The 23,005-nt window shown below is 41.6% G+C and carries 25 protein-coding genes and 1 pseudogene; 5 read left to right on the forward strand and 21 right to left on the reverse strand.

Annotated elements, in window-relative coordinates:
- Window positions 1-126 precede the first annotated feature (126 nt).
- Together ACTNB3_RS08055 and ACTNB3_RS08060 are read right to left on the reverse strand one after the other, a co-directional pair.
- Entirely contained in the window at window positions 127-381 is a 255-nt protein-coding gene (locus ACTNB3_RS08055; RefSeq protein WP_235251223.1) for a hypothetical protein, read from the reverse strand.
- 74 nt (window positions 382-455) lie between these two features.
- Window positions 456-1,079: an L-2-amino-thiazoline-4-carboxylic acid hydrolase gene (locus ACTNB3_RS08060; protein ID WP_235251222.1), complete on the reverse strand. Its 624-nt coding sequence runs from the start codon at window positions 1,077-1,079 to the stop codon at window positions 456-458.
- Between the two features lie 357 nt (window positions 1,080-1,436).
- Here ACTNB3_RS08060 and ACTNB3_RS08065 point away from each other — a divergent pair, with 357 nt between their 5' ends.
- On the forward strand, window positions 1,437-1,829 hold the full coding sequence (locus tag ACTNB3_RS08065; protein WP_235251057.1) for an ArsR/SmtB family transcription factor: 393 nt from the start codon (window positions 1,437-1,439) through the stop codon (window positions 1,827-1,829).
- Window positions 1,830-1,919: 90 nt separating this feature from the next.
- Here ACTNB3_RS08065 and hydE read toward each other — a convergent pair whose 3' ends face one another.
- From hydE to ACTNB3_RS08090, 5 genes and pseudogenes are all read right to left on the reverse strand, one after another.
- A complete protein-coding gene (gene hydE, locus ACTNB3_RS08070) occupies window positions 1,920-2,957 on the reverse strand; it encodes a [FeFe] hydrogenase H-cluster radical SAM maturase HydE (protein WP_347375389.1) in 1,038 nt (345 codons plus the stop codon).
- An 18-nt stretch (window positions 2,958-2,975) separates the two neighbouring features.
- Complete coding sequence (locus tag ACTNB3_RS08075) at window positions 2,976-4,142, reverse strand: ATP-binding protein (RefSeq protein WP_347375388.1); 1,167 nt, start codon at window positions 4,140-4,142, stop codon at window positions 2,976-2,978.
- A gap of 4 nt (window positions 4,143-4,146) precedes the next feature.
- Window positions 4,147-4,472: pseudogene (locus ACTNB3_RS08080) on the reverse strand (tRNA threonylcarbamoyladenosine dehydratase); the annotation flags it as partial.
- A gap of 175 nt (window positions 4,473-4,647) precedes the next feature.
- Window positions 4,648-4,836, reverse strand: coding sequence for a helix-turn-helix domain-containing protein (locus ACTNB3_RS08085; RefSeq protein WP_235250678.1), 189 nt, complete (start codon window positions 4,834-4,836; stop codon window positions 4,648-4,650).
- Window positions 4,833-5,276: a sigma-70 family RNA polymerase sigma factor gene (locus tag ACTNB3_RS08090; RefSeq protein WP_235250679.1), complete on the reverse strand. Its 444-nt coding sequence runs from the start codon at window positions 5,274-5,276 to the stop codon at window positions 4,833-4,835. Before ACTNB3_RS08090 ends, ACTNB3_RS08085 begins: the two co-directional genes overlap by 4 nt.
- A gap of 414 nt (window positions 5,277-5,690) precedes the next feature.
- Here ACTNB3_RS08090 and ACTNB3_RS08095 point away from each other — a divergent pair, with 414 nt between their 5' ends.
- Window positions 5,691-6,023: a helix-turn-helix transcriptional regulator gene (locus ACTNB3_RS08095; protein WP_328284220.1), complete on the forward strand. Its 333-nt coding sequence runs from the start codon at window positions 5,691-5,693 to the stop codon at window positions 6,021-6,023.
- Between the two features lie 141 nt (window positions 6,024-6,164).
- Here ACTNB3_RS08095 and ACTNB3_RS08100 read toward each other — a convergent pair whose 3' ends face one another.
- From ACTNB3_RS08100 to ACTNB3_RS08140, 9 genes are all read right to left on the reverse strand, one after another.
- Window positions 6,165-6,542: a hypothetical protein gene (locus ACTNB3_RS08100; protein WP_235250680.1), complete on the reverse strand. Its 378-nt coding sequence runs from the start codon at window positions 6,540-6,542 to the stop codon at window positions 6,165-6,167.
- 17 nt (window positions 6,543-6,559) lie between these two features.
- A complete protein-coding gene (locus tag ACTNB3_RS08105) occupies window positions 6,560-7,492 on the reverse strand; it encodes a ParM/StbA family protein (protein WP_235250682.1) in 933 nt (310 codons plus the stop codon).
- A 111-nt stretch (window positions 7,493-7,603) separates the two neighbouring features.
- Window positions 7,604-8,392, reverse strand: coding sequence for a class B sortase (gene srtB, locus ACTNB3_RS08110; RefSeq protein WP_235250684.1), 789 nt, complete (start codon window positions 8,390-8,392; stop codon window positions 7,604-7,606).
- A gap of 53 nt (window positions 8,393-8,445) precedes the next feature.
- Complete coding sequence (locus ACTNB3_RS08115; protein WP_235250685.1) at window positions 8,446-9,663, reverse strand: CHC2 zinc finger domain-containing protein; 1,218 nt, start codon at window positions 9,661-9,663, stop codon at window positions 8,446-8,448.
- Window positions 9,664-9,729: 66 nt separating this feature from the next.
- Entirely contained in the window at window positions 9,730-10,674 is a 945-nt protein-coding gene (locus ACTNB3_RS08120) for a hypothetical protein (protein ID WP_235250686.1), read from the reverse strand.
- A 103-nt stretch (window positions 10,675-10,777) separates the two neighbouring features.
- Window positions 10,778-13,015: an SF1B family DNA helicase RecD2 gene (gene recD2, locus ACTNB3_RS08125; protein ID WP_441025012.1), complete on the reverse strand. Its 2,238-nt coding sequence runs from the start codon at window positions 13,013-13,015 to the stop codon at window positions 10,778-10,780.
- A 34-nt stretch (window positions 13,016-13,049) separates the two neighbouring features.
- Window positions 13,050-14,093 (reverse strand): YqaJ viral recombinase family protein, encoded by a 1,044-nt coding sequence (locus ACTNB3_RS08130; RefSeq protein WP_441025013.1) that lies wholly within the window; start codon window positions 14,091-14,093, stop codon window positions 13,050-13,052.
- A 34-nt stretch (window positions 14,094-14,127) separates the two neighbouring features.
- Complete coding sequence (locus tag ACTNB3_RS08135; RefSeq protein WP_441025014.1) at window positions 14,128-15,270, reverse strand: transposase; 1,143 nt, start codon at window positions 15,268-15,270, stop codon at window positions 14,128-14,130.
- Between the two features lie 354 nt (window positions 15,271-15,624).
- Window positions 15,625-15,819, reverse strand: coding sequence for a 2-ketoisovalerate ferredoxin oxidoreductase (locus ACTNB3_RS08140; RefSeq protein WP_154322054.1), 195 nt, complete (start codon window positions 15,817-15,819; stop codon window positions 15,625-15,627).
- A gap of 244 nt (window positions 15,820-16,063) precedes the next feature.
- On the opposite strand from ACTNB3_RS08140, the gene ACTNB3_RS08145 reads away from it, so the two are divergent.
- The 3 genes from ACTNB3_RS08145 (at window position 16,064) to ACTNB3_RS08155 (ending at window position 18,153) form a co-directional block, all read left to right on the forward strand.
- A complete protein-coding gene (locus ACTNB3_RS08145) occupies window positions 16,064-16,381 on the forward strand; it encodes a helix-turn-helix domain-containing protein (RefSeq protein ID WP_235251190.1) in 318 nt (105 codons plus the stop codon).
- Window positions 16,382-16,740: 359 nt separating this feature from the next.
- Window positions 16,741-16,935, forward strand: coding sequence for a DUF3173 domain-containing protein (locus tag ACTNB3_RS08150; RefSeq protein WP_154322052.1), 195 nt, complete (start codon window positions 16,741-16,743; stop codon window positions 16,933-16,935).
- Window positions 16,936-16,968: 33 nt separating this feature from the next.
- Entirely contained in the window at window positions 16,969-18,153 is a 1,185-nt protein-coding gene (locus tag ACTNB3_RS08155; protein ID WP_441025015.1) for a tyrosine-type recombinase/integrase, read from the forward strand.
- Between the two features lie 79 nt (window positions 18,154-18,232).
- Here ACTNB3_RS08155 and guaA read toward each other — a convergent pair whose 3' ends face one another.
- The 5 genes from guaA to ACTNB3_RS08180 all read right to left on the reverse strand — a co-directional run bounded on the left by guaA (window position 18,233) and on the right by ACTNB3_RS08180 (window position 22,920).
- Window positions 18,233-19,774 (reverse strand): glutamine-hydrolyzing GMP synthase, encoded by a 1,542-nt coding sequence (guaA, locus tag ACTNB3_RS08160; RefSeq protein WP_441025017.1) that lies wholly within the window; start codon window positions 19,772-19,774, stop codon window positions 18,233-18,235.
- Window positions 19,775-19,839: 65 nt separating this feature from the next.
- Window positions 19,840-20,847 carry a helix-turn-helix domain-containing protein gene (locus tag ACTNB3_RS08165; protein ID WP_441025019.1) on the reverse strand — a complete coding sequence of 336 codons (1,008 nt, stop codon included), beginning with the start codon at window positions 20,845-20,847 and terminating at the stop codon, window positions 19,840-19,842.
- Between the two features lie 170 nt (window positions 20,848-21,017).
- Window positions 21,018-21,314 carry a hypothetical protein gene (locus ACTNB3_RS08170; RefSeq protein WP_441025020.1) on the reverse strand — a complete coding sequence of 99 codons (297 nt, stop codon included), beginning with the start codon at window positions 21,312-21,314 and terminating at the stop codon, window positions 21,018-21,020.
- 53 nt (window positions 21,315-21,367) lie between these two features.
- Entirely contained in the window at window positions 21,368-22,231 is an 864-nt protein-coding gene (locus ACTNB3_RS08175; RefSeq protein ID WP_441025022.1) for a DNA glycosylase, read from the reverse strand.
- A gap of 8 nt (window positions 22,232-22,239) precedes the next feature.
- Window positions 22,240-22,920 (reverse strand): GrpB family protein, encoded by a 681-nt coding sequence (locus ACTNB3_RS08180; RefSeq protein WP_441025023.1) that lies wholly within the window; start codon window positions 22,918-22,920, stop codon window positions 22,240-22,242.
- Window positions 22,921-23,005 lie beyond the last annotated feature (85 nt).

The following is a 23,005-nucleotide window of genomic DNA, read 5'->3' on the forward strand; positions in this document are numbered from 1 at the left end:
TATCCGCTTTACCATTCATTAACTCGGATATGGTAATGCCAAGCTCCTGGCATAACATTTTTCTTTTGCCCACGAGAGGTAAGTCGGAACAATCGTATTGAGCGATTGTTTTACATAGGTAATATCCTATGTAGAAATTTCACCGATTTTTTGAAACGCACTTCCGACGACCTCCGTATCGCCTATGGCAATCATTGCCCATGCATTGTCACCGAGAGCGAAGTATTTACCAACAGATAATGCACCCACAGCAGGAAAATCGCCGATTGCAATTGCACCGAGGGAAATGATGCCAAAGCTAATTGCCCAGGTTGCAAATACTTCGATGAAAAAACAGCCTGTTAACAAAATACCAAGGGCAAACATAGCGATAGAAAGCAAACATCACACCGAAAGGCAAAATTTCATATTGTGAAAATCTACCTTGAGAACTCTTTATTACAATAAGTACTTTTTTAGGATTTTCTTGTCCAATGGCAGTCGCAGCATGGTTCTCCACCAGCTAGTGTGAATTTACGAATAAATGTACTACCACTTAATTCTGCCATATCATAATCATAAGTACACATTGCCGGGCAAATCTCTGGTATATCCAACAGCTTCAACAAGTACAATATACCACAGTGGGTAAAAATAGCTGAGTAACAGTTAATGTTCCTCCCCGTTTCGTAACGAAAACACCATGTATAAGGATTTCTTTCTGACCGCCTCACACTTTCCTCACCTTGTCGTTTCAACTTTGCCTGCGCTTTTGGCGTGTACTTGCTACCCAATTTAAGGAAACACTTCATAATCATATTGTTGGTCATGGCATGATGATAAAAGTCGGTAACTTGTTCAAGGTTTGGTTTCTCTTCCAATTCCAGATATACCGATGCCAGCATTGCTGCACTCAAAATATTCGTAAGAAAAGGATCTCCTTTTTCAAATTCTGGTATATCTACTAAAATATTCTGATAGCATTTCCTGGCCTTTGCCATTACTTTTCGTGGATTCTCTTTGCTCATACGATACATTTCTCGCATAAAAGAACCCTGAAAGCACCGCCACATAGCTTGTGGCATTAGCCCATTCTTCATTTTCTTATTCCCCTCCCTTTTCTTCAAAAACTAAAATGTAACATATTCCCAGTACACTAATTCAATGATTGCTTTTTTGTTGTATTTTTCTGACAAATGCATCCTTTGTTCATCGTGACATTCTAAACGAGTTCTTTTTGGAGTTCGCATGAACAATTAAACAACCTTTTAACTAACGTTACTTCACTATATAATTCTGGCAAATACAAGTCAATAGTGTAACATAATAAACCTTCCATTTGGGCGAATATAATTTCCATTTGGGCTATTCTATTCAAAATTTAAGCACTTGTTTAATTGATTTGAATATGGTAGAATCTACTTGCACACAGATAAGAAACGAAAGGAGTCATTGTAATGTCTGCAGATATTTTGCCTCACCATCATCATAATAATCAAGAAGTAACTCAGTTGAAAACAACATTAGATAAAACAGATACTTTTCAAACTGTTGCAGATATGTTTAAGCTACTTGGGGATAGCAGCAGAATTCGTATTTACTGGTTGTTATGTCACTGCGAAGAATGTGTTATCAATATCTCTGCACTGGTTGATATGACAAGTCCAGCAGTATCGCATCACCTGCGCCAGCTAAAAGACAAAGGATTGATTGTCAGCAGGCGAGATGGAAAAGAAGTATATTATAAAGCTGCGGATACAGAGCAAAGCCATCTTCTACATCTGACGATAGAGAAAATAATGGAAATCACTTGCCCGGAATCTGCACATTTTTTGAAAGGAACAAAGTAGAATACCAGAAGATTGCTCCTCTGGTATCTTATTTATTTAATCAACGATTATTCTTTCTATCAACAAAACTATAATTAAGCTCTTTACCTATTATCCAATCGCATCTCCCCGCTCTTCTACCAAACGGTATCCGACGCTCTCTACTCTCTTTTGGAGACACTGTCTACACTCAGCCGCTTCATCACCAGTACAAATCTTATTATCGTACAATTCATACAACTTACGTTTCTCTATCGGTGACAAGTTAGGCATCACTACATTCGCTCCGACAGCAAGTCCCTTCTCTCTTCCCAGCGGATCCACCGTCCCCAATGCGGTAGTTGCCGGAAGGAGAATCTTGGGAAACATAATTCGGATAACTGCCAACAGAAACAATGTCATTTGGAAGCTTCCTACTGTTTCGCTATCATATATTGTATCATGATGAGGAATAAATGGACCAATCCCCACCATTTCGGGATGAAGTTCCTGCAAAAACACCAAATCTTTTGCAAGGTGAGACATTGTCTGTCCTGGAATTCCCACCATAAAACCAGCTCCTACCTGATATCCAAGTTCTTTCAAATTATATAGGCATTGTTTTCTATTCTTATTGCTCATGGATGTAGGATGCAGTAAATGATACAATTCTTTATCCGCTGTCTCATGCCGTAGCAGATATCGATCTGCTCCTGCATGACGAAATTTTCGATAACTCTCATATGATTTTTCTCCGATAGATAAAGTAACAGCACATTCTGGAAATTGTTTTTTAATATCTTGAATAATTTCTACTATATACGCATCTTTATACCACGGATCTTCTCCGCCCTGCAATACAAACGTGCGATACCCGAGAGCATAACCGCTCTGACAGCATGCAAGAATCTCTTCCTTAGTAAGGCGATACCGTATGATATTACAATTATCTCTCCGAATACCACAATAGTAGCAGTTATTCCTACAGTAATTGGTAAATTCTATCACCCCTCTGGTATGTACCTTATTTCCATAATATGTTTTTCTAATCTGGACCGCTTCATCTTTAAGCCTAGCAAATACTACTTCATCGTTCCAATATTCAAGTAGCTTAATATACTCTTCCTCTGTAAGACTGTGCTGTTCTAGAAATTTATCTATTACTACCATACCCGTCACCTATCTACTTCACTCGTTACTTTTACTACAAGTATAATCATCCAGAAAATTATATTTCGCACCATCCATCTGGTATCCGATTACTTTCCTCAAATTAATATTCTTTACACTATTAAAAATATTAACATCCATTACATCACTGGTTTTTCGAAACTGCGCAATCAGTTTCTTCATCTCATCTCTCTTAGATCCTCTTCCGCCTCCGCAACTTACACAATTTTCTGTAAAACGACAGGCGCATTGAATAAAATATAATCCATTGGAATCCCTCCAGGATTGAATTGCGTCTTCCCTCACGAGGTACAATGGACGTATTAATTCCATTCCTTCAAAATTCTGACTATGAAGTTTTGGCAACATAGTTTCAATCTTTCCACTGTACAGCATGCCCATCAGGATTGTCTCGATTACATCATCAAAATGGTGTCCCAGAGCAATCTTATTACATCCCAGCTCCTTTGCCTTTGAATACAAATATCCTCTTCGCATCCTTGCGCAAAGATAGCACGGATTCCTATCAATAGTTGCCACCGTATCAAAAATATTTGTCTCAAATACAGTAAGCGGTATACCAAGAAGTTTTGCATTATCTTGAATTATTTTCCAGTTATCTTTATTATATCCAGGATTCATAATCAAGAATGTTGCATCAAAATTGATCTCGCCATGTTTTTTCAGTTCTTGTATTAATTTTGCAAGAAGCATGGAATCCTTACCTCCAGAAATACAGACTGCCACCCGATCCCCTTCCTGAATCAATTGATATTCATTCAAAGCCTTGGTAAAAGCCCGCCAGATTGTTCGCCGATATTTTTTGATAATGCTGCGTTCGATCTCTTCTTTCTTCTTCTCTTTTTCTTTCTGAGAATCCTCCTGCATGAATCTGGATAGAGACAAACGCAAGTAAGCACGATAGCCACCCTCCACATTAACTGCACGATAGCCCTCATTCACCAGTTCTTGTACATATTCCTGACTTCTGTCCCCAGTATGACAGATCAGATAGATGGTTTTGGTCACGTCCAGTTCCTTTTTATGTGCTTCCCATTCATCCATCGGGATATTCACTGCTCCCGGGAACGTTCCCCTTTGAAACTGCTCATTTGGACGAATATCTACAACAATCCTTTGATTAGATTCTATCTTCTCTAGTTCTTCTACTGTAATTTCCCACATAATTCTAATCCTCATAATTTCTAGCAAGGTTTTTTATCACTTCTCCACTAGGATCAGTCCGACGACTATCGGGACAACTGCCACACTGCCTGAAAGGTCTCTTCTCTCGATATATTTATGCTGTTCTTCCGATGAACAGTTGAAATGAGTTCTGCAGCTAATGGACATATCCTCCAGCAGTCGTCTCGGATTTTCCTCAGAACACACGACTTTCAGTTTTCTTATGCCATGTTTCTTCAGTTCCCGCCTCATGACCTTTGCCAGAGGACACATCCTAGTCTGACAGATATTAGCAATGCAGAATACACTTGCATCCAGCTGATTACCGGAACATTTTTCTTTTGGGTCTGCTTGAACTCATATCTGAGAGAATGTATTAGTTCTTACAACAGCTTTTATCGTGACCTTTTTCCTTTGCATTTTTATGGCACGCATATTACCATCTAATCCCTATCAAGTCAATAGGTTTATCATGTTAATGTGGCACATTTCAACGAATATCTCTTTACACCAATTCGTGATATGTCCTAATACACTTCAGTACTTCAATTCTCAACTCCTGATACAAATCCTCATCAAATCTTCCATTAATCAAAGAGTTTTTTATTAATAGAGGCCGAAACATTTCCAGTATCTGCAATATTGCCTCCTGATCTCCCATCTGTGCTCGAAATAGCACCTCCTCAAAATTCATGATTTTTCACCTCCCATCCATTTTCTAATCTTACGGATTGCATAATAATAAATTCCTTTCACCTTGTAAGGTGGCAAACCATTAATCTGGCTTATATCATCAAACGTCCGTTCTTCAAACACATGCTGATAGATCAGTTTTCTCTCATCCTCGCGCAATAAGAGTAATGCCTCGACAAGTTTTTGATCCCTCATCTCGTCCCATTCAGGATAGCACCCATCTACCTCTCTCATTAACAGTTCTTCACGATATTCCATCTCCAGACTCTCTTCTACCAAAATGCTATTTTCTTCCATTATCAGATTCTCTGCCGGCATTTCATTACTGTTAATCCTCAGCATTTTTCTCAAATAATTTTGTCTGGTTCCCCGGATCTGTGCCAGTATGTATGCAGTAAATTGGTTTTTTATTTTCGAACCAGTATAAGTATGTTCATCCATTTATTTATCCTCCTGTATTCTGATTTCATTTTTCTTTTGAAATCCCAGAAGGCGGGGACCGACACCGAATTCCATTGTTCGATAATATTCGACAAACAAAAAGAAAGTCGAATTGGCTATTACCTAATTCGACTTTCCATATTATCCATACTATTTTATGTGCTAAACCACATGTTATTAACGCATATTCCGCATACTCACCAGAAGGGTGTTCCACATATTGGTATAAGATTTTTTTAATAAATTCTTGCTATGTCTATACCGATCTGTGTAACTCAATCAGACTCTTCTCCCAAATAACATTCTTATTCTCTATTCACTTCACGCATTATATCGCTCTAGTTCACGCAGCATAACACATTTCATATACTGCCGAACTAGAGTAAAATATATGCATTAAGTGAGGTGATGAAAATGATGGTTAAGAAATTGCTCGGAGATCTGGTCAAAGAAGAGCGCCTTCGCAGAAATCTTTCACAGAATACTCTAGCTGAGAATGTGCACGTTTCGCTACGCACAATATCCGATATTGAAAACTATAATGCTAACCCCAGACTTGAAACTCTGAGTCTATTAGCCAAATACTTGAATATTTCGCTTGATTCCGTCATCTTCCACGACAATCCACCTGCAGATCCTTATATCGAACAGATCATTTATGAATTAAATGATTGTACAGATGAAGAAAAACAACTGGCTTTACATACGCTCCGTGGACTCCTTGAAGGTCTCCGAAAACAAAAGTAATTCTTTTCATTCTCCACTTCACCATTGTTTGATTATAGAATGGCCATTTATGAGCGACTTATGAGCCAGTTATGAATGACTTATGAATTGAAAAACTTTTCGACAAAATTCGAAGCAGCCCAATCAAGGGCTGCTTCTTTTCTATATACCTCGGAATGCATCCAATGCATTTGAAATATTTCTTATAATATGATCATCAAGAACAATCGGTTCCTCTTCTGAACCAGACAGATCCATGACTTTCTCATCCGGAGCTGCCCTTTCTTCAGTGACATATTTCTTTTCCGAGATTGCTTCTTGAATCTCTTTCTTTACAATTGTTTTAATCAATGGCAGTAGGAAAGACTTGTCCGGATTCAAAGAATCAGTTTCTTTTCCCTCGCCAAGATAATGAAGTACTGCGCTGGCAATGAAATCCGCCTTATCTTCCGTATTATTTAAAATCTCAACGACTTTTTGATGGGAAGCATTATTCTTCTTAAATCCAATCGTGAATTTATTGGGGTTCTTTTTTGTCACAACAATCACTTCCCATTCTATTTGCTGCTTTCATACATACGATACAGAAGATCATACCCTTTTGCATTGGCACGTAGGTCATCAATGAACAGATAACGTCCCAAACGGTCTGATTTCTCTAAAAATCGCCTGAGCAGAATAGAGCCGCCGCCAATGAAAACGGTATAAGCAGATTTCGTATCCACACCTCGTTCACGAATACTATTCAGAAGATCTGTGACATAGTCCTGTACCATATTCTCAACCGCCCGGACTACATACTCATCATAAAACTCTGTTTTCCCACGAATGATACTTTCCACATCTATTTCTTCCAGCAGCATGTCATATTCACTGTTGACTTTGGAAATGATCTCATTACACATAGTAATGATGCCCTTTTCCAATGAATCACAGTAATCCATATCTGGCTTTCCTCTTCTTAATAGCAGATAATCTGTTGTAAATCCCCCAATATCAATTCCTACTGCTTTCGGGGCTTCCCCAATCTTATCCATTTTTGTCATCATGGCAGCTAAATCCTGCACAAAAGCCCTCACATCTTTCATACACAGATGATATTCCTTTCCACAGTATTCCACCTGAAACACTTTTCCATCACCCTTAAAATATTTTTCATACCTGTCATACAGCTCCTTGTAATGCTTTGGCGGAAGTCCGATTGGAAGTTCAATCTGAATCACATCATCTGGCTGAATTTGTGTCTTGTCTTCCAATTCCATAGCAATTGCAAATAATGTAAGCACAAAAAATCGGGAGTCTGAAGTCTTATCCCTTTGATATGGGATACGGCGTTCGCTGAGCGTATAATACTTGTCCTGATACCGCAGATATACCTCGCCCCTAGCAGGCTTCTTATCCATTTCTGTCAGTCCTGTCGTGAATACATGATTACAGGTCTTCATATTACGGTTGCCCTGATCTACGGCTACTCTTAATTTCTTAATCATAAATGATCACTCCTTTTTTTCTTTCTACTTACTCTGTACGTACTACCTACGTAAAACGCAACCACACCCTCAAAAAATGTGAAAAGGCACCAGCAATAGCTGCCGATGCCTTCATTCATTATACATCTTTATGTTCCTCTCCAGTTTTCCATGCACCAGGTATCGATAATTTCGATCCGAGTTGACACAGGTAGAAAGCGTAACGATATGATCCGTATCCGTAACTTCCGTTCCTGTATCATAGGCAGCGTAGGATATAATCTTTTCCAAAAAGTCTTGATAATCTTCCAGTTCTGGAAATCGGTAAGTGAAACCCACACTTCCTGTCATTCCCGCATAGCTGGATACGATCCGGTACTCTAAGATGCCGTCCGGAAGATAGATATAAAAGCAAGGATACTTCTCAAATAACGATTTTTCCTGATATCTGTCCAACGTTCCGAACATACTTCCATTCTTCATATTATGCCCATACACAATCGTATTACTGTCCGTAAACTCCGGCTGGTTATGATAGTCGATAAAGATACTGCCATTCTTGTTTTCCTTCCCATCAAACATATGATGCAGATAGTAAGAATTGTCCTTTCCCTGCACAACCGGATAACTAATGTCCAGTGCCGGTATCTGGATCCATGCTACCACATCCGGATTCTGAGCCTTTAATCCTTCAAAATCTACCTGAAGGAACGTAAATCCTGAATCATCTTCTGGATCCGGATCATTTTTACCCTGCTCATCTGTTTCTGGATCCTGTACGTACTCCATAATTTCTTCATACGTACGATCGCCTTTCTGATACTCCAGAAAAATTCCTATTAATTTGCCTACGGCAAATATAAATATAATGAACGATGCAATCATCATAAACAGTAGTGGTACATTTCTTTTGCCTTTCATAAATCTTCTCCTTTCAAGAAAGACCAGAGCAGAATACTCCGGTCCTCCAGTTTCTATAATCTTTGAGACATTTTATCTGTCTGATTTATGTACAAATCATAATATAGATCATCAATTCCTTTGATTTGTCCACGCCATTCTTTGTTTTCATCCGTATTCCAAAGCATGCGCTTCACCGGTAATGAGCATTCCCTGCAAAGTTCGTACAGTTTCCTGCACCCACTTTGAATGATTTCCCTTTTTTTTACCTTATAAGGACACTCTCCAATCCTGTTACTCTGCGTGCATTCGCTGCATTTACTATACTGTCTATCACAGACAACCGGCATCTTCTTGTCCATGTCATAAGTCTCATACACAAGCTGAAGATTTCTTTTGGAAAGGCTCTCCAAAATTGGGCGAAGATTCCGCTGTTGGTTCACTCCGGGCATACATAAGAACGTAGCTCCGGATAGATAATGAGCAATGGTTCCTTTTAAAGCGCCTTCTGTCACATACACTTCTTTCGCATCCAAATTCCCGATTACATGAACCGGGCTGCCAGATGAGACTCCATATTGGTAATTTACACTAGAAAACCAGATATACTTTCTGGAATCTGTCACATGATCCAGCCGGATCTGAAATCCCTGGATCAGACCTTCCATGGAAAGAATCGGGATCAGGAATCCGGAATTCTTTGCTGAAAAATGAATCGTCCATTTTCCATCCTGATCCTGATAAAATCCCGGCACTCCCTCTACCATACATCCTTTTTCCTGTAGTTTCCTGGTCAGACTTTTTAATCCAAAGAGAGGAACGCTCCGATATCTTTGCATCTCGATCTGCTCGTCCGTAAGCCCTCTCGCCAGCAAGTCTTCCCTGTGCTTTTCTGATAACGTAAGATAGGAAAGCAGCATGGAATAGGTATGGTTGATTTCCGCATCCGATGCACGGTCACTATTTTCGGGAATCTCAGGCTCCGGCTTTTTCTCCGGAATCTTATAATCATCCCGGTATTGTCCCAGGTTTAATGCCTCCCGGATCTGCCGATTTGCTTCTGCCTTGGAGAGTCCATATAATTTGGCGTATAAATCCAACATTCCCCCCTGCTCATTGCAATAATTACAACGGAAGACGTTTTTCCTGATATTGACATTCATCTTTCCCGTTTTATGGTTGCAGAAAGGACAGTCCACATCATAGGAACTGGGATTTTTCCGACGCACCTGCAGATTCAGTACACGCACCACATCGCGGATATCGTAATCAAACCCTGACATGTCATACATCCATATTCAAGCCTCCTTTCCCCTGCAGCCAGATAGCTGACTGTGGGTCTTAACAGGCAGAATCCACTATCCTGCCATTGGTAATGCTTTATTTAACAAAAATTTAGCTGCAGCCGGAACCGCATTGTTATTTCCGGAATAACTTCTGGCAAACCAGTCCAGACTTTGCGGACTTTCTTTTGCCACCTGGCCCATAGTCTTGCCGCCATATTTCCCTTTGCCCGGAATCTCAACCTGCACCGCCTGCTCATAAGTCATATGCTGCAGAAGTTCTTCTACCGGTAGGGAACCGTCTAGCGCAATTCCCACTGTACCTGTCGCCATGGAATTCATTCCCGGCTGCTGGCCATAGGTATTTTGCATGGATGGCTGACCGATGATGGAGCCATTTGCCTGTGCCTGTTGGAAGAACTGTCCCATCATGCCAGACTGTAGCTGCATCGGCGGAATGGAACCACCCGTCATCTGCCTTTCAGGCTGTTGATACGTATTTTCAGTCGATTGATAATCAGCCCGATTCCCGCTATAAGGACTCTGCACAGTTCCTGAATTTTGAGATGACTGCGGAATCTGAATCCCGGCATCCACCTGTTCCGGATCATTTTCTTCACCTACATCCGCAAACTGAAGTCCAAACCCGGCATCTGACAGTGCCCGTCCGACAGCAGCCGTTTCCGCAAGTTCCAGAAATTTCGCTCCAAAATTCGGATCCTCTGACCGGAATTTCTGTGAAAACGCATTAGCAATAAAGTTATCCTCTGCGTCACACTTATCCAGATAAATTCTCGCTTCCACCAAAGCTGCATTTTCTGAAAAACTGCGGACAATACTAATAATCTTTCCCATGGGATATACCAGACGGAACCAGAGTTTCCGGTATTTCACATCCAGATACAGCTGGTCTTCCTGTCCTTCCTTTTCCAGTCTTCTTGCAAGTTCCACAGGATTAAATCCTTCCACCCGGTTGAGTGCTGCAACAGCTTCTGATTTGTCATATAAGATTGATTTCATTCGTTCTGCTCCTTTCGATTTCTGTTCAAAATAAAAGCAGACGAAAACCCTACATAGAGTAATAGTCTGCATTTCTCTGAGATTGTAATATTTCTTCAAATTTTCATACTGCAAGTTTTAACTGTTCTATTTCCTGCGCAGGCTTATTCCGGCTTTGATACTGGTCATAATAGCTACAGATTCTCTCTGCAAGCACTGTATTTCTCTTTCCACTGTCATCAGTATGAATCGCCTGACATACTGCGTTCCAATCCCCGACCAGATACACTTTGGACTTTGCCCTGGTAACTGCAGTATAGAGAATATTGCGTTTCAGCATAACATAGAATGCCTTCACCCATGGAATTATTACCACCGGGCACTCTGATCCCTGTGATTTGTGAACCGTAATCGCATTTGCATGTTCAATCATTTCCATCTGCTCCAGCTCATACTCTATCATCCGGTTCTCCGTAAATTGGATACTGATCTTGGGGTTGCCTTCCTCGTCTTCATAAAAATCCAGAATGGTTCCCATATCTCCGTTGCTGATAAGAGCAGTATTTTTATTCTGTATGATCTTATCCCCAACCCGAAATACGTCTTTTCCAATCACAAGTTCCTTCTTTCCACTGACTGGTGGATTGATGATATCCTCCAGTGTGCGGTTCAGTTCCACCACACCAGCTGCAGTTCTTACCCGGAAAGGTGTCAGGATCTGCACCTTGTCGTGACCATTTCGGATGACTTCCTCCTGATAGAGTCTCTTTACGGTATCTGCAGTTTCTTCTGTCCCTTTGCAGGGCACAAACACAAAATCATCACCCAGAATCAGGTTGGTTTTTCCCTCCTGCATCAGCTTTGCATTCACTGGTATGTTGCTTGTGGCACCCTGACGATACACAAGGTCAAGCATTGTGACCGGTATCAGCCCACATTGGATAAGCTGACAAAATACATCACCGGCTCCCACCGAAGGAAGCTGGTCCACATCCCCCACGAGAAGGATTCTTGTATTTCCTTTGACTCTCTGGAAGAATTCATAAGCCAGCCGCATATCCACCATGGATGTTTCATCCACATTGACAAACCCTGCCTCCAGATAGGCAAACTCAGCCGTATAATCTTCTCCCAGAAGCCCCATTGCCATATGCATGGTCGAGGCGTTCTGGTTACCCGTACTTTCTGCCATCCGTCTTGCAGCTCTGCCGGTCGGTGCCATTAACTGCACTTCAGACTTACATTTCATGCCATGGATATAGAGGATCACCTTTAAAACAGTTGTCTTTCCGGTACCCGGACCTCCTGTAATGATGCTGATGGGATTCGCAAACACCATCCGGACCGCCTGTTTCTGCTTTTCTGACAGTGTAATTCTCAGAACTTTCTGCGCCTGTACAAGTTCAGTCTCCACATCAAGCGATTCCATAGGATAAAGAATCCGCCTTGCTATCATGGCTGCGGTCTGCTCCTCTGCTTCAAACTGGCGGAAGGTATAAACCTTTTCATCATCCAACACAATGCTGTTCTGCATAACCAGACGGTAGAGTACATTGCTCACATCCTGAACGGTCACTGCCTGAAAAGTCAGATCTTTATTCAACACTTCCAGTACCTGTTCTGTTAGAATCTCCTGTTCCAGATAAAGATGCCCTTCCTTCATAGCCTCACTTAGCACGTAACTGATGCACCCTGAAATACGCATGGGATCATTCAGAGTCTTTCCGAGTGCCCTGCCAATGTTATCCACTGTCAGGAATCCAAATCCCTTGACTGCACATAACATATATGGGCGTTTCCGGATGATATCCACGGATTCATCTTTAAATGTCTGTAGGATCAGATTCACTTTCTTTGGTGTCACTTTGTAAGGAGCCAGAAAGGTCATCAGCTCCCGAAACACCTGGTTCTTCCCAAAGGAATCCATAATCCCACGGAGTTTCTTTTCTGAAATTCCTGGAATCGAAAGCAGTTTCTCCGGTGTTTTCTCAATGACTTCCAGCGTATCCAGACCAAATTGACGATAGATGGCTTCCGCTGTCCTCTGTCTGACGCCTTTTATTGCACCAGATGCTAAATATCCTATGATTCCTTCTTTCGTCCTTGGAACAATTTCCATAAAGGATTCCACCTTATACTGCAGGCCATGACTTCCGTTTTCCCAGATTCCCTCCATTTCCAGTTCAATCTGGTCTGTAAGGGGCAAATTATATCCTACGGCAGTAAACCCAATCATCTTTCGGGATGCCAGATACTTATCCCTTGCTGACAATGGCACGGACGTATCCTGGGTACAATAGAGTGCTACAGTAAAGCCATTTCCTTCATTCATATAGATCTTATTCACATATCTGCATCGCATCTTCCACATCCCTCCAGTTTGAATCTGCCAAACATTATGCAGCCTCCTTCTTTATACGAAATGTCCTGCTCTCAGTTGTCTTCGCATATTCTTCATAAATATCAGGATGCTGAATCTTCAGCTTCTCCATCTGCGCTTTTCCGATCTGTGTACGTTTTGTAGGATTATACGTAATCCGGTAACAATTCGTACCATCCTTTAAAATAGCTTTGCATCTGGCTCCTAACTGCTCCACAAAAGGGACGCTGATCGCACGCTGCTCCGATTCGATCTCTTTTTTTCTTTTTTCAATTTGGGATTTTTCTTCTGCTAAAGCAAGATATCTTTCAAGATTTTTAGATTCCAGACATGATAATTCGATTTCCGGGAGACTAATGTCCGCATATCCCACAGATCTCCGAATACTATCTAAAATGAGGTCTGTCTTTCCGTTATACGGTGGTTCCACATGTTTTTCAACATATTCCTCCCAGAAGAATGCTTCCTGTTCTATGATGTCTTCTTCATCCATCAGGTCACGCTCCAGATAACGGAATACAAATTCGTCTTCATTATTCCCATACAGACATGCAATATAAGCTTTCTGCATGTTCATGACCGACAGATAATGTTTGACCTGGAGCACATAATTATCCGGAATTGCATCATCATCCCATTTCTTACTTGCATTGTAATTACAGGTCTTACATTCAAGAATTCCATATGTACCATCGGGAAATAAAATAAAAAAATCCACATCTGCAAGCATGAACGGATACAGAGGATGCCGGAACATTTTTCTTACCGGAAATACCTTCAGTCCTGTCTTTCTGACAAAAATTTCTGCGACAAGATCTTCCAGCCGATGCCCGACTTCCTTTGCAACCCAGTTACTTTCTTCTTCCTCCGGAATAGCAGGCAGGATTCCCACCTTGTTGTTATATAGATCCCGGATTGTCGCAAACGGGGAGATTCCCATGATGGCGGCTACATCGCTGCCACCAATTCCCTTTTTACGATAATCAAGCCATTCCTCTCTCGTAAGTCCACTGATATCCACTACAATCTCCGGTTCATAATTCAAATTCAACCCTGTCATTCTTTATTGCCTCCTTCTTATTTTTCTTTTCGCCTTACCATTTGATTGCTCCACCTACATCAAACTCTTTCCAGTCTAAAGCCAATGCACGGGTAATCTGTTCTTCCAGATTAATGATTGCTGCCCCCTGCATTCCTTCACAGGCTGCAAAGAACGATGCTTCGTTCATAGCAAAATAAATGTCATGTGCAGTGCAGGGTCCGTTTCCTTTCTGGAACTCGAACATTTCCGCCACATCATTGATCAACTTTTTTCGGATTCCCAGGCGTTTCATCGATAAACGAATACAATTCAGCGGATGACGGATTTCAATATCCATTAATTTTGTTATATCTGAAATTGCATCCTGATATCTGGAACAGAGCATTCTTAAATTTGCCAGAAACTGTGTCATATCAGCACCGCCGGTATGCGCCAGTTTAATTGGACTGCCAAGACTGATCGTCCTGCCACTGCTGGAACAAGTCAGCATCGGATACAGATTTGCACCGCTTACCGCCACATCTGATGTAGTAAGCCTTACAGCAGGTGCAATGATATTATCGCTAATACCATGATCACTTAAAGCATCCCTGTAAGTATCCAGAAGTTCCTGATTTCCCCCAAGTTCCCACATTGCGGAAACAATGGAATGATCGAACATTCCGGAACCTTCCACGTAACTGTTTCCCGGAAAATTGGTATTCAGAAACTGCATGGTCATTTCAAATACTGCCCGCATATCCAATATGCTGTAATCATGATGATCTCCACCGTGAACTGCAGATACTTTTCCATCTGCAATCTTAATCAGAGCATCCCCTTTCGCTACCTTCAGGCAGTAATTCACTACCTTCGCATAATTTGCTGTTTCCAGTTTTCTAAGCCCGGAACCAGAAATTCCTGCCCGATCCAGAATTGTCCGGATTGCACAGGTACGCACCGGATAGGTCTCGCCCTTAATTTTTAATGCCAATTGGGTGTTATTCTCAGTATCTTCCAGAATCTCTTCCCAATTCTTTCCTACTGTGTCCTTCATTTTACCTGCTTCCTGAATAGCAGGAACCAGCCGCAGTGTTCTTGTAGGCTTACGGATCCAGGAAGATTCTTTTGCTCTCTGTGCTAGAAATTCCAGCATCTCCTTTGGGTCTGCAAATGTCGTCTGATACGCATCTGCAAAAATTTTTGTTTCATTCATGTGTCTTTCCACCTTTCTTAAAATAAAATTTTATCCATAAACAGCTCAAAGCTGGTTCTGGCTGCATCATTTGCCATTAAACAAATTAAAAAAGGAATGAAAAGAGTATTTCTCCATTCATTCCTAAATCTCTGGTATTTTACCTAATAAAACAAAAAGCATCACTACCGCGATACACACCGCATAGTGACACTTTATACAAACATAAACAGCTTATGCCAGACAGGAAGTTTTTCTCTGCCTGTTGATTCCGGGATTCACACAATCCCAGAACTTCCCTACAAGGGAATGCATAAAAAACAAACTATATCAGTATAGTAGCACAATATATTGTTTGTGTCAATTCTGTATATACTATATATTGTTTTCTGTAATAAAAACAATATGCTCACCCAGGAATTCTTTACATGTCTGTTTTACCTTTCCGTACTGCTCACTGTCTTTCTTAGCAGCTCCTGCACACAATGCAGAAAGGGGACATCCCTCACAGTTGTTCTGCAAGGCTTCCTTAATCCATTCGATTTCCTGTTCTGTTCCGATTACTTTCATCTGACTCACCTCTATTACATCATACCCCGAAATCATACACATAACACATCTTTTTACTGATAACTTTTTAAATAAACGTCTGCAATCCGCCAGATTCTGTGTATATGATCATGTATGTTGTATTATATCCGCAAATTACGGATATAATCAATAATATTATTCTCTTTACTTTTAATACACCTATTTTAATCCGTAATTTCACTTTCGTAAATAGATTAAAATAAAGAAAACGAGGTGAGAAAAAATGGATGAAAAATATATTGCAGACCGAATCACAGAGCTGCGCCTTAGAAAAAATGTATCCGAATATCAAATGAGTCTTGATCTTGGTAAAAATAAAAGTTACATCCAGAATATCAGCTCCGGACGTTCCCTGCCTTCCATGAGCCAGTTTTATGAAATATGCCGTTATTTTGATATTACACCACAGGAGTTCTTTGATGAAAGGATTCATAACTTACCTCTTTATCAAAAAGCAAACGATCTTTTAAAACAGTTGGATGAGGATGATATGATGGCGGTTATATCCATTCTCAAAAGATTAACCGCCAAACATCCCTAATGTTTCTTACAGGCTGCCTTTTATGGCAGCTTAATTTTTTTCCAAAATTCTTCCAATCTCCAAAATTTCATGACTATTTCTAAGTAAATGGGCAAGACCCAAGTTGTACCTTGATAATTGCATACACCTCTCAGAAGATTGATATAGGTGCTGCAGATAGTGCCTGCGTTTATTGCGTGCCTGCAGCTTTAAGATTACATAGTAACGCCTTCTACGTGGCCTGGAAGGGCATAGGAACTGGATTCTGTGAGATTTACACCATTTTTCGTCAGGCTATTTTACAATAGTAAAATTACTCTAAACTTGATATAATAATGGACAGGTATTGAAGTTTTATCCTGTCCGTAGAAAGGAGCAGAATGATTACAGTAACAAAAAGTGATTTGATAAAGTTAGGTTATGGTCCTTCTTTTTCAGCAGATATTATCCGGGAAGCGAAAAAGCTGATGATTGCCAAGGGCCATACTTATTATCAATCAAAGAAACTGGACAGGGTGCCAAAGGAAGCGGTTGAGGAATTATTGGGAATCACTTTGCCAGATACTGAAAACTAAGTGTACTTCTTGCATTAGAGAAGGAGTGTAACCATGGCAAAAGATCCAATCAAGAAAGCAACTAACGGAACCTATTATTTCAGGGCGAACTTAGGAAAACACCCTGTAACTGGGAAACAAATACAAAAATATCGCAGTGGATTTGCAACAAAGAAAGAGGCTCGGGCAGAATATTCAAAGCTTATTCTGTCTACACCAGATGAGCTTACTGAAAAGAAAGAGGAAGTGACTTTCAAAAAATTTATTCAAGAGATTTATCTTCCCTGGTATAAAACCCAGGTAAAAGAAAGTACATACAAGAACAGATATGCTACCATTGAAAAACACTTTGCCTATTTCTATAAGATGAATACTGACAAAATTGAGCCAATTCATGTGCAAAACTGGCAATTAAAACTGGCAAAAAACTACAGCCCAAATTATGTGAGGATTATACAGGGAATGCTTGCAGTCGCATTTGACAGAGCTATCGTTCTGGGACTTGCAAAGAAAAATCCGGCCAGAATGATCGGAAATGTCAAAAGCAGAAAACCGAAAATTGATTTCTGGACACTGGAAGAATTCCAGAAGGTCATTTCTCTTCTGTATAAGGGAGATTATTATGAACACTATCTGTTCATTTCCTACTGGTTGTTATTTATGACTGGAATGCGAATCGGAGAAGCGGCAGCACTGCAATGGTCAGATATTGATTTTGAGACAGGCGTTCTCAGCATCAACAAGAATCTTTACTACAAAACCATGACCGACTATAAATTTGTAGAGCCAAAAACGCAAGCAGGTATTCGGGATATCGTTATAGATGATGATACGATAAAAGAACTGAAAGAATGGAAAGAAGTTCAACAGAAAGTTCTACCAAAATGTAATTTCGTATTAAGCTATAACGGAACGCCCACCAGCAAGACAACTTTGCCAAGAGCCCTGGAAAAGCTGGCAAATCTTGCTGGTGTCCACCGTATTAAAATTCATGCCTTACGGCATTCCCACGCTTCCCTGTTAATCAGCATGGGAGAAAACCCATTAATCATCAAAGACCGTTTAGGACACGAAAAAATCCAAACGACTTTGGGAACCTATGGGCATTTATATCCAAACAGCAACTTTGAAGTAGCAAAGAAGCTGACAGGAAAACTTACCTATACACCTGCAACAGAAAGTGTGGCTGATTACACAAGCAATCAGTTCACAGCTGAGTATCATAAGCAGGTGAATTAAAAAAATGCAATAAAAATGCAATTTTCAAAGGCCGAAGCCCGGAAGCCCCGTAAAATAAGGCTTTCTGGCCCACCGCCTACTATTCAAACTCAATCGTCCCCGGCGGTTTCGAGGTCAAATCGTACATGACTCGATTAACCCCTTTCACCTCATTAATAATCCTGTTCATGCACTTATTCAGCACTTCATACGGAATTTCCGCCGCCTCAGCGGTCATAAAGTCACTCGTATTTACAGCCCGAAGCGCCACTGCATAGTCATACGTTCTGAAATCTCCCATAACTCCGACAGATCTCATATTGGTAAGTGCTGCAAAATACTGTCCAAGTCCGGTATCGATGCCAGCTTTCGCAATCTCTTCCCGGTAAATTGCATCTGCATCCTGAACGATCTTCACCTTCTCAGCCGTTACTTCCCCGATGATACGGATTCCAAGTCCCGGTCCCGGGAATGGCTGTCTGCTTACAAGGTATTCCGGAATTCCAAGTTCTCTTCCGGCTTTGCGCACTTCATCTTTGAAGAGAAGTCTGAGCGGTTCCACGATCTCTTTGAAATCCACGCAGTCCGGAAGTCCGCCTACATTGTGGTGGCTCTTGATCACTGCGGATTTTCCAAGTCCGGATTCGATGACATCCGGGTAAATGGTTCCCTGAACGAGGAAGTCTACCGCACCGATCTTCTTTGCTTCTTCTTCAAATACGCGGATAAATTCTTCACCGATAATCTTTCTCTTTGCTTCCGGTTCGGTTACGCCGGCGAGTTTTGCATAGAAACGATCCTGTGCGTTTACACGGATGAAATTCAGGTCGTATGGTCCTTCCGGCCCGAATACGGCTTCTACTTCGTCGCCTTCATTTTTACGCAGAAGGCCATGGTCTACGAATACGCAGGTGAGCTGCTTTCCGACTGCTTTTGACAGAAGTACGGCTGCCACGGAAGAGTCAACTCCGCCGGACAGTGCGCAGAGCACTTTTCCGTCTCCGACTTTTTCGCGTACATCCTGAATGGTCTTCTCTACGAAGGATCCCATCTGCCAGTCTCCTTTGCATTCGCACACTTTATAAACGAAATTGGAGAGCATCTTTGTTCCTTCCTGGGTATGCATAACTTCCGGATGGAACTGAACTGCATACAATTTCTTTTCTGCACATTCCATTGCAGCTACCGGACATACCGGCGTTGTTGCGGTAATTCTGAATCCTTCCGGTGCATTTGCAATGTAGTCGGTGTGACTCATCCAACAAATGGTAGATTCAGAAACTCCGTTGAATAAAACGGATGTAGGATCTACCTTTACTTCTGTTTTGCCATATTCGCTCACCGGAGCAGTTTCTACGCTTCCGCCCATCAGATATGCCATAAGCTGTGAGCCGTAACAGATACCCAGCACCGGGATGCCGAGTTCCAGGATTGCTTTCTCATAACGTGGTGAGGCTTCATCATAAACGCTGTTCGGTCCGCCTGTGAAAATGATTCCTTTCGGATTCATCTCCTTGATCTTTTCCAGGCTCAGAGTATATGGATGAACTTCACAATATACATTACACTCTCTGACACGTCTTGCAATTAACTGATTATACTGTCCGCCGAAATCGAGGACAATTACTAATTCGTTCTTCACAAGTTTTCCTCCCTATTATTGTTGTAGTGATTTTATTATAAATGAGGTCGCGGAATTTCGCAACCTCAACATTTCTTTCTCTCATCACCTTTCACAATCAGTGCGATTCCGATCACAGCCGCATACAGGACTCCGGCACACGGCCAGACGATCCAGGTTCTGTGCCATGCATTCGTATAAAAACTGATTCCCAGATAAATTGCTGTTATAACACACCAGTAAATGCTGCTGATTCGTGCTGTTTTCTTTTGCTCCATTTTCTTTTCGTAGGTGTAATCGCCTTCCTGAAGGAGCATCTGATAGCAACCTCTCGTCTGTCCTGAGACTACAAATAAGAATACTGCTACAGATACGATGCAAAGGAGCACAACCACGCACCACATATATACCAGATCCCGATCGGTTACGATCGGTGCGGCAAAAAGTGGGACGGCACTGAGAATGCACAGAACGATTCCGACGATCGTACAGATTCGGTAGGTTCCTTCATATTCCGCCATGCGTTTGCGCACAATTCCTTCTACACCGTATTCCAGCGAGAACTGTTCTTTTTCCAGGTATTCGAATCTCTCCATCTTCATTCCGTGTAATACGAAAAATGCAGTGGCCGCCGCTACCATGAGTAAAAGTATGATCAGTCCTGCCCCTCCGGCCAGGTTTTCTGAAATATTGATTTTTGTCTCTTCTGCCAGTACTCCCAGTGCAAGAAGCGGAACAGGCGACAAAACACAGGTCATCACTGCCAATGCCATCTGTTTGGCGGAGCCGATTCGTGCTTCCATAAATTCGGTGGCCTCTTCCATGCTGACTCTCCGAAGCACTGCTCCCTCTTCTACCAGCTCTGCCTGTACATTTACAATGTCAGGTGCCAGCTCGATTTCTTCTTTTAATAAGTAATCCGTGCTGACTCCGAAGATTTCACTCAGTTTCAGAATCCGCTCCAGATCCGGAATTGATGCTCCGGACTCCCATTTTGAAACAGACTGCCGTGACACGCCCAACTGATATGCCAGTTCTTCCTGCGACCAGCCATTTTTCTTTCTCATTTCCATAATCTTTTCTGCTAAAATCATTTTCTGACCTTCCTTTCTGATAAGAAACTTTCCCGTTGCTTTTTTCTCATCGGGTATGTCTGTATCATAGGATATTTTCCGGTTGACAACCACCAATTGCGCTGTATAATTTGTCACCTATCAGTTGCATCGAACGATATTCTTCTGAAAATGCCGTTCCATCTGCAGGTTTAATGTCTTTTCCCTTCCAGTCCAGCAAAAAAGAGCTCATAAAAATCATCTTCCCATTCCAGCTTCGGCGAGTTCTCTCCTCCGCCATTGGTACTTCTCTTCATCGCTGCATGAAATTCTTCCCCGGCACAGATCACATCCATTTCATAGAGTTCATATCCCAGTTCTCTGCAGACTCTGCAAAATGCTGACAGTGGCTCCGCTTCTTCCCTGGTCGCCAGCAGGAGGCGTTTCCACTCTTCGTTATGCGCTGCCCTTGTCTGTAATTCATCCAACATTCCTACTACATTCATCATTTCGGTCTCCTCCTTTTTGCTGTCTGTTTACGTTGTCTCTACAGGAAACGATTTCATTGCTTTGATCGTTTACCTGCTTCTAATGGTGTCCCTGCCAGTTCATAATAGAAAATGTATTGTTGAAGCACACCTTCCACTCCTTTGTATCGGCGTTTTGGAAAGCCCCGCTTATAGTGCGCCTCCATCGCCTGATGAATATGGGTATCCACCGGAAATGCCTGCAGATGATGCAGTGCAAAAAGGCAGATACAGTCCGCCACCTTCACCCCTACACCGAAAAGCTTCAGAAGTTCTTCTTTCGCTTTTTTATAGGACATGTTCAGGATCGCATCTAAATCGATTTCGCCGCAAACGATGCTTCTGGCACTTCTCATCACATATTTGCTGCGATATCCCAGGTTACATGCTTTGAGCGCATCCTCGTCAAGTCCTGCCAGTGCTTCCGGTTTTGGAAATGCATAATAAGTCTGCCCTTTGGCATTTTCCTTCTTTTCTCCATATTCCCGGCAAATATTTTCAATGCATTTGCGGATTCTTGGAATATTATTTTGCTGGGAAATTAAGAAGGACACGATCATTTCCCATAAATCCTGTCTGAGTATTCTCATTCCGGAACCAAATGCAGCCGCATTTAGCAAATAAGTATCATTCGGATTGATCTGTGCGATATAACTTGCATAATCCGTTTCCAGATCAAAATATTCTTTCCAGAAGCCTTCAAACTCCTCTTCGGTGCAATCGAACATGCACTCTTTTCCATTTTGCAGTATTTCGAGATACCGGTCTCCTGCAATCACCTGCATCCGGATTTCTCCGGAAGCAGGATCCGTCTCGCCATGAATCGGAGTCATACGGAAGCATTGTCCCGAATCACAGATCTGATAAATACTGAAATTCTCTATCGTTTTTCTAACCATTTTTCCCTCTACTTTTTCGTTTTTGCATAGCCGACTACGAGACCAAGGCACATCCCTATGCCGATACCATAGCACATTCCGAGTGACATATTTCCAAATGTAGCTCCGAACGCACTTCCCATTGCCACACCGAAACACATTCCAAGAGACATGCAGGTTCCGATATGGTTCTGCTTCTCCTGCCATGCGAGCGCCTCCTGCTCCAGTTCCTTCATAAATGCGTCTTTTCCTTCACAGTATCCGTCATTATCATAGGTAAATTCTTCTGCAAGTTTTGTCTTTAATTTAGCATATTCTTCTGCTTTTTCTTTGTTGCTTCTTAGATAATCCCGCACCGCAAGATGCCGCTGGATCTGGGCAGTATTATCTTTCTGAAAAATATGAATATGATGCGTCCGGTTATCGCCGCCTTTTCTGTAGAAGCGCCTTCCCGGAATGCCGAATTCTCCCATGCACTCGTATCCAAGAGCTTCAAACTGTGCATTCTGTCCGTCCACAAGGGAAATGTCTTTGACCACAGGCATGATGTCGATCACCGGCTTTGCCTTTAATCCCTTCACAGAAGTACTGCCGATGTGATGAATTTCCACGCAGTTTTTTCCCAGGATTGCTTTTATTTTTTTCGCCTCTTCTTTGAACTGTTTATCCCATTCCGGATTATAGTCCACAACCTCTATTTTTCTTGCCATGATTATCTCCCCCCTCCAATATAGTATAATTATATCGTATCTCTATTAATTCATTAATCTAGAAATCTTTTAATTTCTTTGTTCC

This window comes from Bariatricus sp. HCP28S3_D3, from assembly GCF_052065755.1.
In the GTDB taxonomy this organism is placed as follows: domain Bacteria; phylum Bacillota; class Clostridia; order Lachnospirales; family Lachnospiraceae; genus Allocoprococcus.